The organism is Bordetella muralis (genome assembly GCF_054781015.1).
Genome location: NZ_BAAGVF010000010.1, coordinates 270,075 through 282,674 on the forward strand (window position 1 = coordinate 270,075; position 12,600 = coordinate 282,674).

General features: G+C 61.8%; 11 protein-coding genes. 2 read left to right on the forward strand and 9 right to left on the reverse strand.

The window, feature by feature from the left end:
* Positions 1–27: 27 nt before the first annotated feature.
* On the forward strand, positions 28–2,388 hold the full coding sequence (locus ACYVIT_RS25970) for a DNA translocase FtsK (RefSeq protein ID WP_415807049.1): 2,361 nt from the start codon (positions 28–30) through the stop codon (positions 2,386–2,388).
* Positions 2,388–3,035: an outer membrane lipoprotein chaperone LolA gene (gene lolA / locus ACYVIT_RS25975; protein WP_415807050.1), complete on the forward strand. Its 648-nt coding sequence runs from the start codon at positions 2,388–2,390 to the stop codon at positions 3,033–3,035. Before ACYVIT_RS25970 ends, lolA begins: the two co-directional genes overlap by 1 nt.
* 10 nt (positions 3,036–3,045) lie before the next feature.
* Here lolA and ACYVIT_RS25980 read toward each other — a convergent pair whose 3' ends face one another.
* The 9 genes from ACYVIT_RS25980 to ACYVIT_RS26020 are packed head-to-tail and all read right to left on the reverse strand — an operon-like array spanning position 3,046 to position 12,563.
* Positions 3,046–3,459: a RidA family protein gene (locus ACYVIT_RS25980; protein ID WP_415807051.1), complete on the reverse strand. Its 414-nt coding sequence runs from the start codon at positions 3,457–3,459 to the stop codon at positions 3,046–3,048.
* Positions 3,456–4,949 (reverse strand): N-acyl-D-amino-acid deacylase family protein, encoded by a 1,494-nt coding sequence (locus ACYVIT_RS25985; RefSeq protein ID WP_415807184.1) that lies wholly within the window; start codon positions 4,947–4,949, stop codon positions 3,456–3,458. The genes ACYVIT_RS25980 and ACYVIT_RS25985 overlap by 4 nt, the downstream gene beginning before the upstream one ends.
* 6 nt (positions 4,950–4,955) lie before the next feature.
* The gene (locus ACYVIT_RS25990) at positions 4,956–5,864 is read right to left on the reverse strand and encodes a MurR/RpiR family transcriptional regulator (protein WP_415807052.1); all 909 of its coding nucleotides are present in this window, start codon (positions 5,862–5,864) and stop codon (positions 4,956–4,958) included.
* Complete coding sequence (locus tag ACYVIT_RS25995) at positions 5,861–6,844, reverse strand: ABC transporter ATP-binding protein (protein WP_415807053.1); 984 nt, start codon at positions 6,842–6,844, stop codon at positions 5,861–5,863. The genes ACYVIT_RS25990 and ACYVIT_RS25995 overlap by 4 nt, the downstream gene beginning before the upstream one ends.
* The gene (locus ACYVIT_RS26000; RefSeq protein WP_415807054.1) at positions 6,841–7,848 is read right to left on the reverse strand and encodes an ABC transporter ATP-binding protein; all 1,008 of its coding nucleotides are present in this window, start codon (positions 7,846–7,848) and stop codon (positions 6,841–6,843) included. Before ACYVIT_RS26000 ends, ACYVIT_RS25995 begins: the two co-directional genes overlap by 4 nt.
* A 3-nt stretch (positions 7,849–7,851) precedes the next feature.
* On the reverse strand, positions 7,852–8,721 hold the full coding sequence (locus tag ACYVIT_RS26005) for an ABC transporter permease (protein WP_415807055.1): 870 nt from the start codon (positions 8,719–8,721) through the stop codon (positions 7,852–7,854).
* Between the two features lies 1 nt (position 8,722).
* Positions 8,723–9,664, reverse strand: coding sequence for an ABC transporter permease (locus ACYVIT_RS26010; protein WP_415807056.1), 942 nt, complete (start codon positions 9,662–9,664; stop codon positions 8,723–8,725).
* 30 nt (positions 9,665–9,694) lie between these two features.
* Entirely contained in the window at positions 9,695–11,254 is a 1,560-nt protein-coding gene (locus ACYVIT_RS26015; protein ID WP_415807058.1) for an ABC transporter substrate-binding protein, read from the reverse strand.
* A 40-nt stretch (positions 11,255–11,294) separates the two neighbouring features.
* Positions 11,295–12,563, reverse strand: coding sequence for an amino acid deaminase (locus ACYVIT_RS26020; protein ID WP_415807059.1), 1,269 nt, complete (start codon positions 12,561–12,563; stop codon positions 11,295–11,297).
* Positions 12,564–12,600 lie beyond the last annotated feature (37 nt).

A 12,600-nucleotide genomic window follows, 5' to 3' on the forward strand; every position in this document is an offset into this window, starting at 1 on the left:
AGGGGATGCCCAATTATAATGAGCCCTATGCCGCGTATTTCAACTGCTTCTCCGCGCGCCTCGCGCAACACCCGTAACGGCCCTTCGCCGCTGCAAACGCGTATTTCCGCGTTGCTGCGCGAGGCTCGCTGGATTCTGTTCGCCGCCCTGGCCGCCTGGCTGACACTGGTGCTGGCCACCTGGTCGCCGTCCGATCCGGGATGGTCACATTCTGTGACCAATGGTGCGATTCACAACCGGGGAGGCACGTTCGGGGCCTATCTGTCGGACATTTTGTTGTATTTGTTCGGGTATTCTGCCTGGTGGTGGGTGGTGTTGCTGTTGCATCGAGTGCGGGCCGGCTATCGCCGCCTGGCCAGCCAGCTGCGCGCCGATGGCAAGCAGCCCGAGGTCCTGCCGCGTGTCCACTGGGAAGAAGGCGTCGGATTTTTCCTGGTATTGATCGGTTCGCTGGGGATCGAGGCATTACGGCTGTATAGCTGGGGCATGCATTTGCCGGGCGGCACCGACGGCGAAAGCGGGGCGGGCGGCGTGATCGGCCAGATGTTGGCCAGCAACCTGGCGCAGGGCGTGGGGTTCACGGGGGCGACGCTGGCGCTGCTGGTATTGATAGCGATTGGCCTGAGCCTGTTTTTCTCATTCTCGTGGCTGCATGTGGCCGAGCGCGTCGGCACCTGGCTCGAGGGCGTAATGCGTCGTATACGTGAGTCCTATACCGCCCGTCAGGACCGCAAGGTCGGTGAGGTCGCCAAGGCCGTCCGTACCGAGCAGGTCGAAGCCAAGCACGAAAAACTGACGCACGAACAACCTGTGCGCATCGAGCCCGCGATCACGGTGGTGCCGCGCTCGGATCGGGTCGAAAAGGAAAAGCAGCAGACTTTGTTCGCTCCGCCGTCGGGCGAGGGCGATCTGCCCGCGATCAGTCTGCTCGATCCTCCTACGCAGAACCAGGAAACGGTGTCGGCCGAGACCATCGAGTTCACGTCTCGCCTGATCGAAAAGAAGCTCGCCGATTTTGGCGTGAGCGTGACCGTGGTGGCGGCCCAGGCCGGACCAGTTATTACTCGTTACGAAATTGAGCCAGCCACCGGCGTGAAAGGCAGCCAGATCGTCAATCTGGCCAAAGACCTGGCGCGTGCGTTGAGCCTGGTCAGCATCCGGGTGGTGGAAACCATCCCGGGCAAGAACCTGATGGGGCTGGAGCTCCCCAATCCACGCCGTCAGATGGTCAAGCTGTCCGAAATCCTGGGCTCGCAGACCTATCATGCCAGCCACTCTGTCGTGACGATGGCGCTGGGCAAGGACATCGCCGGTAATCCGGTGGTCGCTGATTTGGCCAAAATGCCCCACTTGCTGGTAGCCGGTACGACAGGCTCGGGTAAGTCGGTCGGTATCAATGCCATGATCCTGTCGCTGCTGTACAAAGCCGGTGCGGCCGACACGCGACTGATCCTGATCGATCCCAAGATGCTGGAAATGAGCGTCTACGAGGGCATCCCGCATCTGCTGGCACCCGTGGTTACGGACATGCGCCATGCTGCCAACGCGCTGAACTGGTGCGTGGGCGAAATGGAAAAGCGCTATCGCCTGATGAGCAAAATGGGCGTGCGCAACCTGGCCGGCTACAACACCAAGATCCGCGATGCGATCAAGCGTGAGGCTCCGATTCCCAACCCATTCTCGCTGACGCCGGATCAGCCCGAGCCGCTCTCGCCGCTGCCCACTATTGTGGTGGTCATCGACGAGCTGGCCGACCTGATGATGGTGGTCGGTAAAAAGATCGAAGAACTCATCGCTCGCCTGGCGCAAAAGGCCCGGGCGGCCGGTATTCACTTGATTCTCGCGACACAGCGTCCCAGCGTGGACGTGATCACGGGCCTGATCAAGGCCAACATTCCCACGCGTATTGCATTCCAGGTGTCGTCCAAGATCGACTCACGCACCATTCTCGATCAGATGGGCGCGGAAACGCTGCTGGGGCAGGGCGATATGCTGTACATGCCTCCCGGCACAGGTTTGCCAGTGCGGGTGCACGGCGCCTTTGTGCATGACGACGAGGTTCACCGCGTGGTCGAACACCTGAAGGCGCAGGGTGAGCCCAACTATATCGAAGGCTTGCTCGAGGGCGCTCTCGAGGGTGAGACGGGCGATGGCGTGGGCAGTGTCACGGGCATGAGCGACGCCGAAAGCGATCCGATGTATGACCAGGCATGCGAGATTGTCTTGAAGCATCGCCGCGCGTCGATCTCGCTCGTGCAGCGCCATCTGCGAATTGGTTACAACCGTGCGGCCCGGTTACTGGAGCAAATGGAGCAATCGGGTATGGTGTCTGCAATGCAATCCAACGGTAATCGGGAAATCCTGGTGCCGTCCAAAGAGGAAGCCTGATGCTCGGTTCACGTCGTCCTTGGGCTGTCGCCATTGCGACGGCCACTGCTGCCGTCTGGTTGTCGCTCAGCCCCCTGGCTGCGCTGGCTGCCGATGCGCGCACGCAATTAAAAGCCTTTGTCGCGAACGTCAACAGCGCGACGGGTACATTCACGCAAACTACCACCGGGCCACAAGGTGGCGCTCAGCGTGCGCAGAGTGGCAATTTCGCCTTTCAGCGCCCCGGCAAGTTCAAATGGGCGGTGAGCCAGCCCTATGAGCAACTGGTCGTGTCCGATGGACAACGCCTGTTCCAATATGATCCTGATCTGGCTCAGGTGACCACGCGCCAGGTGGATCAAGCGATTGGCACGTCGCCCGCCGCCATTTTGTTTGGCTCAGGCGATCTGGAGCAAGCCTTCGACGTAACGCCGCTGCCGGACCGCGATGGTCTGCAGTGGCTGCGCGCCAAGCCGCGCAATGCCGATGCGGGCTTTGCACAGGTTGACATCGGCATGCAAAGCAATCTCCCGTCGCGAGTCGAACTGCTCGATTCGTTTGGGCAGACAACGCGCGTCGAGCTTTCCCAGATTCAATCCAATCCGTCCTTGCCGGCTAACGAGTTTCGCTTTACCCCGCCGGCGGGAGTGGATGTGGTCAAGATGTAGCGACGGCGGCTCAAGGTCTTTTATACGCCACGCAGTCGACCTCCACCTTTGCATCCACTACCAATCGCGATTGCACACAGGCGCGTGCAGGAGGATGCTCGCCGAAGTGTTCCTTAAATATCTTGTTGAAGGCAGCGAAGTCGCGCGGGTCGTCCAGCCAGACACCGCAACGCACGACGTGTTCAGGGCCATAGCCGGCTTCGGCCAGAATGGCCAGCACGTTGCCGATGGCCACGCGGGACTGCGCGACGATGCCGCCGTCGATGACTTCGCCGTTTTGCATGGGTACCTGGCCCGATACATAGAGCCAGCCGTCGGCCTGCACGGCACGGGCGAAGGGCATATGTTGATCACCCTGGCCGGTGCCTCCGGCAATACCGTAGCGAATGATGCCGTTGGTGTCGGCAGTTTGGGACGTGCTCATGGCTGTTCCTGAGAAGTGGAAAGAGAAGAAAACGCAGTAAATCCGGCGCGCAGGTCGCCGCTGCGTCGTAGCCAGCGGCCCGTGCGAGCGCCGGTCAATTGGCCATCGCGATACGACAGTACGCCGTTGACCCATACGGCCGTGATCCCGACGGCGGTCTGTTCGGGGTCGGCATAGCTGGCGCGGTCGGCGACTCGGTGCGGATCGAATAACACCAGGTCGGCATGATAGCCAGTGCGCAGCAGGCCTCGCTCGTGCAGTCCAAAGCGCGAGGCAGACAGGCCGGTCATTTTGTGCACCGCCTGTTCCAGCGAAAATAATTTCAACTGACGAGCGTAGTGGCCAAGCACACGCGGAAATGTGCCCCACAGGCGGGGATGCGGCAGCGGATCATTCGGCAGACCGTCCGAGCCGACCATTGTCAGACGGTGCGCCAGTATGCGACGCACATCGTTTTCCTGCATGCCGTGATAAACCGCGCCGGCAGGTTGCAGCCGGCGCGCCGCCTCGTGCAGCGGTACCTGCCAATGTGCGGCGATGTCCGCCAGCTTGCGGCCGGCTGCTTCGGGATGCGAGTTCGACCAGGTGATATCGATGTCGAATTCGTCAGTGACTTGTTTGAGGTCCAGCGTGGACGAACTGGCGGAATAGGGATAGCAGTCGCAGCCGATGGGCTGGTAACGGCTTGCCGTATCCAGACTGGCCAGGACTTCGTGGCTGCGGCCCCAGTTGCCCGCGCCGGCACATTTCAGATGCGACACGATCAGGGGTACGCGAGCATGTGCGGCGATATCGTAGGCCTCGTCCATGGCTTGCAGGATTTCGGCGAACTCCGAACGCAGGTGCGACGTATATAGCGCGCCGAACGCGTCCAGTTCCTCGGCCAGTGCTTTGACTTCGGCGGTGTCGGCATGAAAGGCTGAGGCATACGCCAGGCCTGTGCTCAGGCCGATGGCGCCGTGTTGCAGCGCCTCGCGCAATTGTGCGCGCATGGCGGCGATTTCACTGTCTGTGGCACGGCGATCCAGGCGATCCATGTGGTTGTTGCGTAGCGCCGTGTGCCCCACCAGCGCCGCTACGTTCACCGTGGGCTGCGCCGCAGCCACCGCGCGGGTGTAATCGGCAAAGCTCGGGTAGAGGAAATCTTCGCGGTTGCCCAAAAGGTTCATCGGGTCGGGCGGATGGCCTCGCAACGTGACCGGTGCGGCGCTGATACCGCAGTTGCCTACCACGACGGTGGTCACGCCTTGCGAGAGCTTGGGCAGCATGTCAGGCGTACGGATGACATTGGTATCGTCGTGGGTATGCACATCGATGAAGCCGGGTGCCAGGGCCAGGCCCGTGCCGTCGATGACCTCGCGCGCTCTGTGGGCATGGCCGTGGCCGTCAATCGTGGCGATACGGCCGTCGGCCAGCGCCACGTCGGCCTGGATACCGGGCGCGCCACTACCGTCGAGCACCAGCACGCCGCGGATCAGGGTGTCATACATCACGGATCAATCCCCCAGGGGTAAACGGTTGGGGCCGCCGCGATACTCGTCCAGCGCCAGCTTGATGCGTCGCAACCGCTCCTGGGTGGCCTCTTGACGGGCAAGCGCCAGCTCGGTAGCCAGGATATCGATGGCTAGCAGTATGGCGTAGCGTGACGATGAGGGTTTGTAGATGAAATCCGTCTCGGCCGTGCGGATAGGCAGCACCACGTCGGCTAATTCGGCCAACGGCGAAGTTGGATCCGTCAGCACCACCATGCGTGCACCATACTGTTTGACGATGCGTGCACTAGCCAGAATCTCCGGCGTGAGGCCGGAGGTGGACAGGGCCACAACGACATCGCGTTCGTCCAGCGTCGCAGCCACCATGCGCATCAGCACGGCGTCGCTGTATGCGGCCACCGCATATCCCAGCCGCACCAGGCGCGATTGCAGTTCTTGCGACAGCACCGCCGAGGCGCCGCCCATACCGAATACATAGGTCATGCGCGCATCGCGCACGATACCGGCGGCCTGTTCAAACAGCGATTCCGAAAACAGGGGCAAGTGTTCACGCAAGGTGGCTTCGATGTCGGCATACAGCCGCGCATAGAATGTGCTTTCCTCAGGTGCGGACGGGTCCAGGAAGCGTTCGCCCACAGCGCTTGCCTGCGCGAGTTTCAGTTTCAGGTCGCGTGTGTCGTCACAGCCGATCGAGCGGGCGAATCGTGAAATGGTGGCGATGCTGACGCCGGCCTTGTGCGCGAGCTGGTCAACCGTCGCGGCCGCAGCCGCGGCGACGTCGTCCAGGATCGCGTCGGCCACCTTGCGTTCAGTGGCACTCAGACCGTCGCGGCGACTGCGTATCTGATAGACGATATCGCGTGGGGTGGGCAGGTCGGAGGTTCCGGCGCCCGGGAAAGCTGAAAGGGTCATGAGGTGATCTCGTCCAAACGTACACAGGCGGCATGATGTCCGTCGCCGAGGTCGCGAGGCGACGGTACGGCGCTGGCACAGATTTCGGCGGCATAAGGGCAGCGGGTACGAAAGACGCAGCCTGATGGCGGATTCACTGGACTGGGAATCTCGCCCTTGAGCAGGATGCGCGAGCGCGCGGCGCGCGGGTCTGGTACGGGTGCTGCGGACAGCAGCGCCTGGGTATAGGGGTGGCGCGGCGCATCATAGACGCGCCGGGTAGGTCCGCGCTCCATGACGCGGCCCAGGTACATCACGACGACTTCATCGCACAGATAGTCGACGACCGCCAGGTCATGCGCGACGAATAGCATGGTCAGACCCAGGTCGCGTTGCAGATCCTGCAGCAGATTCAGCACTTGGGCTTGAACCGACACGTCGAGCGCCGAGACAGGCTCGTCGGCCACGATGAAATCGGGTTCGACCGCGAGCGCTCGGGCAATGCCGATGCGCTGGCGCTGTCCGCCTGAAAACTCGTGTGGATAGCGTCGGCGCTGTTCGGTGTTCAGGCCCACTCGTTCCAGCAGTTCGCCGATACGGGCGTCGCGCCGTGTTTGCGCCAGGCCGTGCGTATCGAGCGCTTCGCCCAGTATCTCGGCCACGGTCATGCGCGGGTTCAGGCTGGCATAGGGATCTTGAAATACGATCTGCATGCGGCGGCGCCAGGGCAGCATGCGGCTTTCATTCAGGTTGGTGATGTCGGTGCCATCGAACAGGATGCGGCCGGCCGTCGGCGCGAACAAGCGCAGCAGCGCACGGCCTGTCGTCGTTTTGCCCGAACCGGATTCTCCCACTAGTCCGACGATGGATCGGCGCGGTACGTCGAAGCTGACGTCCTCGACGGCACGCACCACCTGTTCGCGGCGCGCCGCCCCGGTGGGAAAGTGCACCGTCAGGCCTTGTACACGCAGTAATGGGTTAGCGGATATGGTGGTTGTCATTGCGGCGTTACCTTGATACAGCGGGCCAGGTGCGCGTCGCGCACCACCGCCAATTCGGGTATGGCGCGCGTACAGTCGGTGTCGGCCAGCGCGCAGCGTGGTGCGAATGTACAGCCGGACGGCAAGGCAAGTATGCTGGGCACGTTGCCGGGGATCGGTTGCAAGCGTTGACGTGACGCCAGCAATGCGGCAGTGGGAATGCATGACAGAAGGCCGCGCGTGTAGGGATGTGTGGGACGATCAAAAAGTTCATGTACACCCGCATCCTCGACGACGCGGCCGGTGTACATCACCGCTACGCGATGCGCGATCTCGGCCACGACGCCCAGGTTGTGCGTCACAAACAGGATGCTCATGCCCGACTCGGCCTGCAGCCGGCGCAACAGGTCGAGGATTTGCGCCTGCACCGTGACGTCCAGAGCCGTCGTGGGTTCATCAGCGATCAGCACCGAGGGGTTGCAGGCCAGTGCCAATGCAATCATTACACGTTGGCGCATCCCGCCTGACATTTGATGTGGGTATTCATGGATGCGGCGGTCCGCGGCTGGAATCTCGACGCGTTCGAGCATCTCTCGTGCGCGTTGCAGCGCGGCAGCATACGAGCCGCCCTCGTGCTGCCGTACGGCCTCCGCAATTTGGTCGCCTACCGTATACAACGGATTCAAGCTGGTCATGGGTTCCTGGAAGATCATCGCGATCTCCGCCCCACGCAGGCGGCGCAGCGTGGCGGGCGACGCCGTTGCCAGATCGTGCTCGATGCCGCGGCGGTCGCGAAACCGGATACTGCCGGCTTCGATCCGTCCGGCGGGCTTGGGTAGCAAGCCCATGATCGACAGGCTGGTGACGGACTTACCCGATCCCGATTCGCCCACGATCGCCAGCGTCTCGCCGCGCGCGAGTTCGAAGCTGACGCCATCGACCGATTTGGCGATGCCGTCGCGGCTGTGGAACCAGGTCTTTAACCCATCCACGGCCAGAATGATGTCTCGTTGACTCGCAGTCATGCCCTACAGCTCCTTGCGCAGACGGGGGTCCATTACATCCCGCAAGCCGTCGCCGACCAATTGCAACGACAGCACCGACAATACGATGGCGATACCCGGGAATACCATGATCCAGTCGGCCGAACCCATGTACTGCTGACCGGCGCTGATCATGGTGCCCCAGGTCGGGATATCGGGCGATACGCCTACGCCCAGGAATGACAGACCCGCCTCGGCCAGAATGGCATATGCAAAAATGAATGTGCCCTGCACCAGGATGGGTGAGACCAGGTTGCGCAATACATGCACTGTCACGATGCGCCACGTCGGTACGCCCAGCGCGCGGGCGGCCTCGACGAAAGGCAGCTCGCGGATCACCAGCGTGGATGCCCGCACGATACGGGCCAGGCGCGGCGCATACACGATGCTCAGTGCGATAACCACGTTCAGCAACGAAGGCCCGAGGGCCGCGACTAGCGCAATCGCCAGCAGAATATCGGGAAAGGCCATCAGGGCGTCGATGACGCGCGACACCACTTTGTCGGCGCCGCGAAAAAAGCCGGCCACCAAGCCCAATGCAATGCCCAGCGCGCTGGACAGCAACACCACCAGGAATCCCACCATCAACGACATTCGCCCGCCATAGATGACGCGGCTGAGCACATCGCGCCCGAAGTCGTCGGTGCCGAACCAATGCGAGGCACCGGGTGCCTGCAAACGATTCATGATGGACAGTTTGTACGGATCAAATGGGCTGATCCACGGCGCCAGCAATGCCGCCAGCACCAGCACTGCCAGCACCATCAGGCTGATCAACACCGTCTTGCGCGCCACCAGCAGACGCAGCATCTGCCAGCGTTCGGCGCCGGCTACGGATTGGATTGCAATGGCCATATCAGTAACGCACTCGCGGATCGACTAGCAGATACAGCAAGTCGATGAATAGATTGATCAACACATAGATGGCGGCGATGACCAGCAATGCGCCTTGGATCACGGGGTAGTCACGCCGCAGCACCGCCGACACCACCAGGCTGCCCACGCCAGGCAGGCCAAAGACCGTCTCGGTCACGACCGCACCGCTGACCAGCAGGGCCGTGGTCAAACCCAGCACCGTGAGGATAGGAATCAACGCGTTGCGCACGGCGTGCTTCAGGATGACTTTGCGTTCTGGCAGGCCTTTGGCGCGTGCCGTGCGCACATAGTCATCGCGCAGCACATCCAACATGCTGGCGCGGATGAATCGTGTAATCAGCGCGGAGTTCACCAGACCCAGCACCACTGCTGGCAATATCAAGTGCGACAGCCGTGTCGCGACGCTGGCGTCTGGTCCGCCATATCCCGCCACGGGTAACCAGCCCAGCTTGACTGAGAAGATCTGCATCAGCAGCAGCCCCAACCAGAAACTGGGCACACTAGATGCAAACATGGAAAACGTCACGACCGATTGATCGAGTGTCGATCCCCGCCGCACGGCCGACAGGATGCCTACCGGCAGGGCGATAACGGTGGCGATGGCCAGCGACATCAACGTCAGCCAGAACGTCGGCTCGGCGCGATCGGCCAGCGCGGACAACACTGGCTTGTCCAGAAAAATCGACTGTCCCAGGTCGCCGCGCGCCAGTTGCCCCAACCACGTGGCGTATTGCATGGGCAAGGGTTCATTCAGGCCCAACCGGTCTCGCAGGGAATCGATGTCCTGCTGGGTAGCCTGAGGGCCCAGCATCACGGCGGCTGGATCGCCAGGCGTGATGCGCAGGATCACGAAGACGATGGTCGCGACGATGAACATCACGGCCACCAGCCCCACCAAGCGGTTCAACAAGTAACGCCACACAATCGTATCCTCGGTGTTTCGACAGTCGTATTACTTGACGGTTTTCCAGGCGTTCCAGAAGTATGGCCAAGGGGTGGGTTGGACACCTTGGAGCGCCGGCGATTTTGCCGCTAATGCGTTGAAGTCGCCTACCTTGATGAACGGCACTTCGTCCAATACCGCCTTTTGCACGTCTGCCCAGCGTTTGATACGTTCTTCCGGCGTGGAGGCCTGATTAAAGGCGTCCAGCACCTGATTGCGGCGCGGCGTATTCCACCAGCCTGGCGCGTCTTTCGACGGAAAGTCGATCAGCGCCGGCTCTGGCAGGAACGGGCTGTGCGTGATGAAAATATCCCATAGCGCCGGGTCCTGGCGGCGTTGCGTCAGAGTGGCCCAGTCCACGACCTGCATATCCACCTTGAATCCGGCTGCCTTCAGATACTCGGCGGCCACCAGCGCCATCTTGTAATGGAACTCATATTGCTGGCTGGTCAGAATGCGCAAAGTGCGGTCTTGGACCCCAGCCTCGTCCAGCAGTTTTTTGGCGCCCGCCGCATCCCCCAGGTTGTAGACCTGCTTGCCCAGATCCGTGGCCCATGGATAGCCCTTTGGATAGAGGTCGGCGTTCAAAGCATAAAACTCCTTGTTGCCGAAGGCGGCGTACAACATGTCTTCTTCGTTCAGGGCGCGCTGCACGGCCTGGCGTGCCGGCAGGCTGGCCATGATGCCTTGCCGTGTATTGAGTACCAGGCGCGGCCAGCCGAACGGCTTGAGCAACGCGGGCTCTGAACGGCTGTCCTTCAGTTTGCCGATCGATTCGACCGACAACGAATCGACGTAGTCGTACTGCCCCGCCGCGGCGCTCTCGATTCGAGTGTTGGCATTGCTGACTGGCGCGAAGCGGATCTCTTCCAGATACTGCTTGCGTGCGCCGCCATAGCCATCGGGCTCGCCCGTGCGCGACTGATAACCGTCGTAGCGCACCAGCTGGATGTACTGATCGGGCACGCGTGCCTTCAGTTGATAAGGGCCAGTACCGATGAATTCCTTCAACGGCGTGGCGAGCTTCTCTTGGGGCATAACGGCCGCAGCACTGTTGTTCATGGCCAGCAGTGCGGTCAACGGGGCATAGGGTTGCTTCAGGACGATACGGACCGTATTCGCATCGGGCGCTTCGATGGCGGAGATGAGTGCAGCCGCCTGCTTGCCGCGCGAGGCCGTCTGCGTCCAACGCTTGAGCGATGCCACGACATCGGCAGAGTCCATGGCCGATCCGTCGTGAAAGGCAATGCCCTTGCGCAAGGCAATCGTGTAGGTCAGGCCGTCCTCACTGATTTGCGGCAGCGTTTCGGCCAGCAGCGGGGTGATGTTCCACTTGGCATCGAACGTATATAGCGTTTCGAAAATGTGCTGCGTCAGGATCCCGACCAGATCGGCCGTACTGGCCATCGGATCCAGCGTGGGTGGTTCGCCGATCGTGGCAATCACGGCGGTGCCGCCTTTGACCGGGGTGGCGCCCAGCGCCGGGATCGAGATGGCTGACAAGCCGATCGTGCAGGCGGCCAGCAGGACTCGCAGCTTGTCGCGACGCTGCAACGTACAGAAGTTCATGAGTCTGTCTCCAGTGAGGGTCTGCATCTCGTCGTGGCGTTCAGAAATAGGTAGGCGCCACGCCTGTGATTTGGTACTGCTCATCGATCAGCAATATCTGCCGCCATTTATCGAAAGTCAGGCAGGGATGCGAAATATCAAAGGCGATCATGTCGCCCACTTGCAGGTCGTCGTCGGCGTTGATGTCTAGGAATGCGTGCTGGTCCATCATGGCGCGTAGCCTCCAGTGGCCCGGCGCGGGTAGCGGCACCGCGGTTCCTGGCCGGTAGTGCATGGCGGGTGTCGGCAGCCCGGCATCGAAGGCCGCGTCGCGTTTGCCCATCGCCACGATGGCGCGCCCGGGTTCGGGTATGGACTGCACATAAGCCCAGACTTGCAGGGCAGGGAGCAGACCAGGCTCCAGTCGCCGTGCCACCGGGTTATGGGCTGCAATGCGCTCGGCCGCATTGCGATAGATACCGACGTCATGCGACAGGTAACAGCCAGGACGCAGCACAATATCGAGCGGCACCCCAATATCGAGTCCCGTAAATTCGTCTGCCACGACGTCGAACCAGGCCGAGCCCGCGCCCGTCAATATTGCGGGTCCGTCTTGGCGCAAATGGGCATGTGTTGCCAGCGTGCGCAGCGTATCGACGGCGCGGCGCAAGAAGGCACGGATGGCATCCTCATCGGTCAGCACGCCCTCATAGACCTCGATTCCCGCCAAGGCCAGCGCCTGGGGCCAGCGCGCCAGTTCCGACAACAGCGCTTGCAACTGTTCCTCGTTGCGCACACCGGTGCGCCCGCCCTGGACACCCAATTCAATCAGGACCGGCAGACGCAGGCCCTGTTCTGCAAAATAGCTCCCCAATTGGGCGGCGTTGGCGGGCGAGTCGAGCAGACAGTAATAGGTGAACGTCGGGTCGCGTAGCAGTTCCGCGACTATTGCCATGTTGGCTCGGCCAATCAATTGGTTGGCCATCAGTACGCGCCGCACGCCGTGATGATATGCGGCACGGACTTGCGGCGCCGTGGCCAACGTGATGCCCCAGGCGCCTTCATTGAGCTGCCGATGAAACAAAACCGGGCTCATGGTCGTCTTGCCGTGCGGCGCCAACTTGACCTGGTAGGCCTTCATGAAGCGTTGCATCCACGCCAGATTGTGCTGCATGCGTGCCTCGTACAGCACCGCCACCGGCAGGCTCACGTCCTCGCGCAACAAGTTCCAGTCCAGCGCTTTGACGCGATTGGCTGGCCAGTCAGGCGAAAAAGCGCCGAGGCCTTTGCCGTCGTTATCCAAGGATACGAGAGGGAGAGAAGAGGACATGGCGAGGAGTTATGAAAAAAATTACCAAAAAATGTTC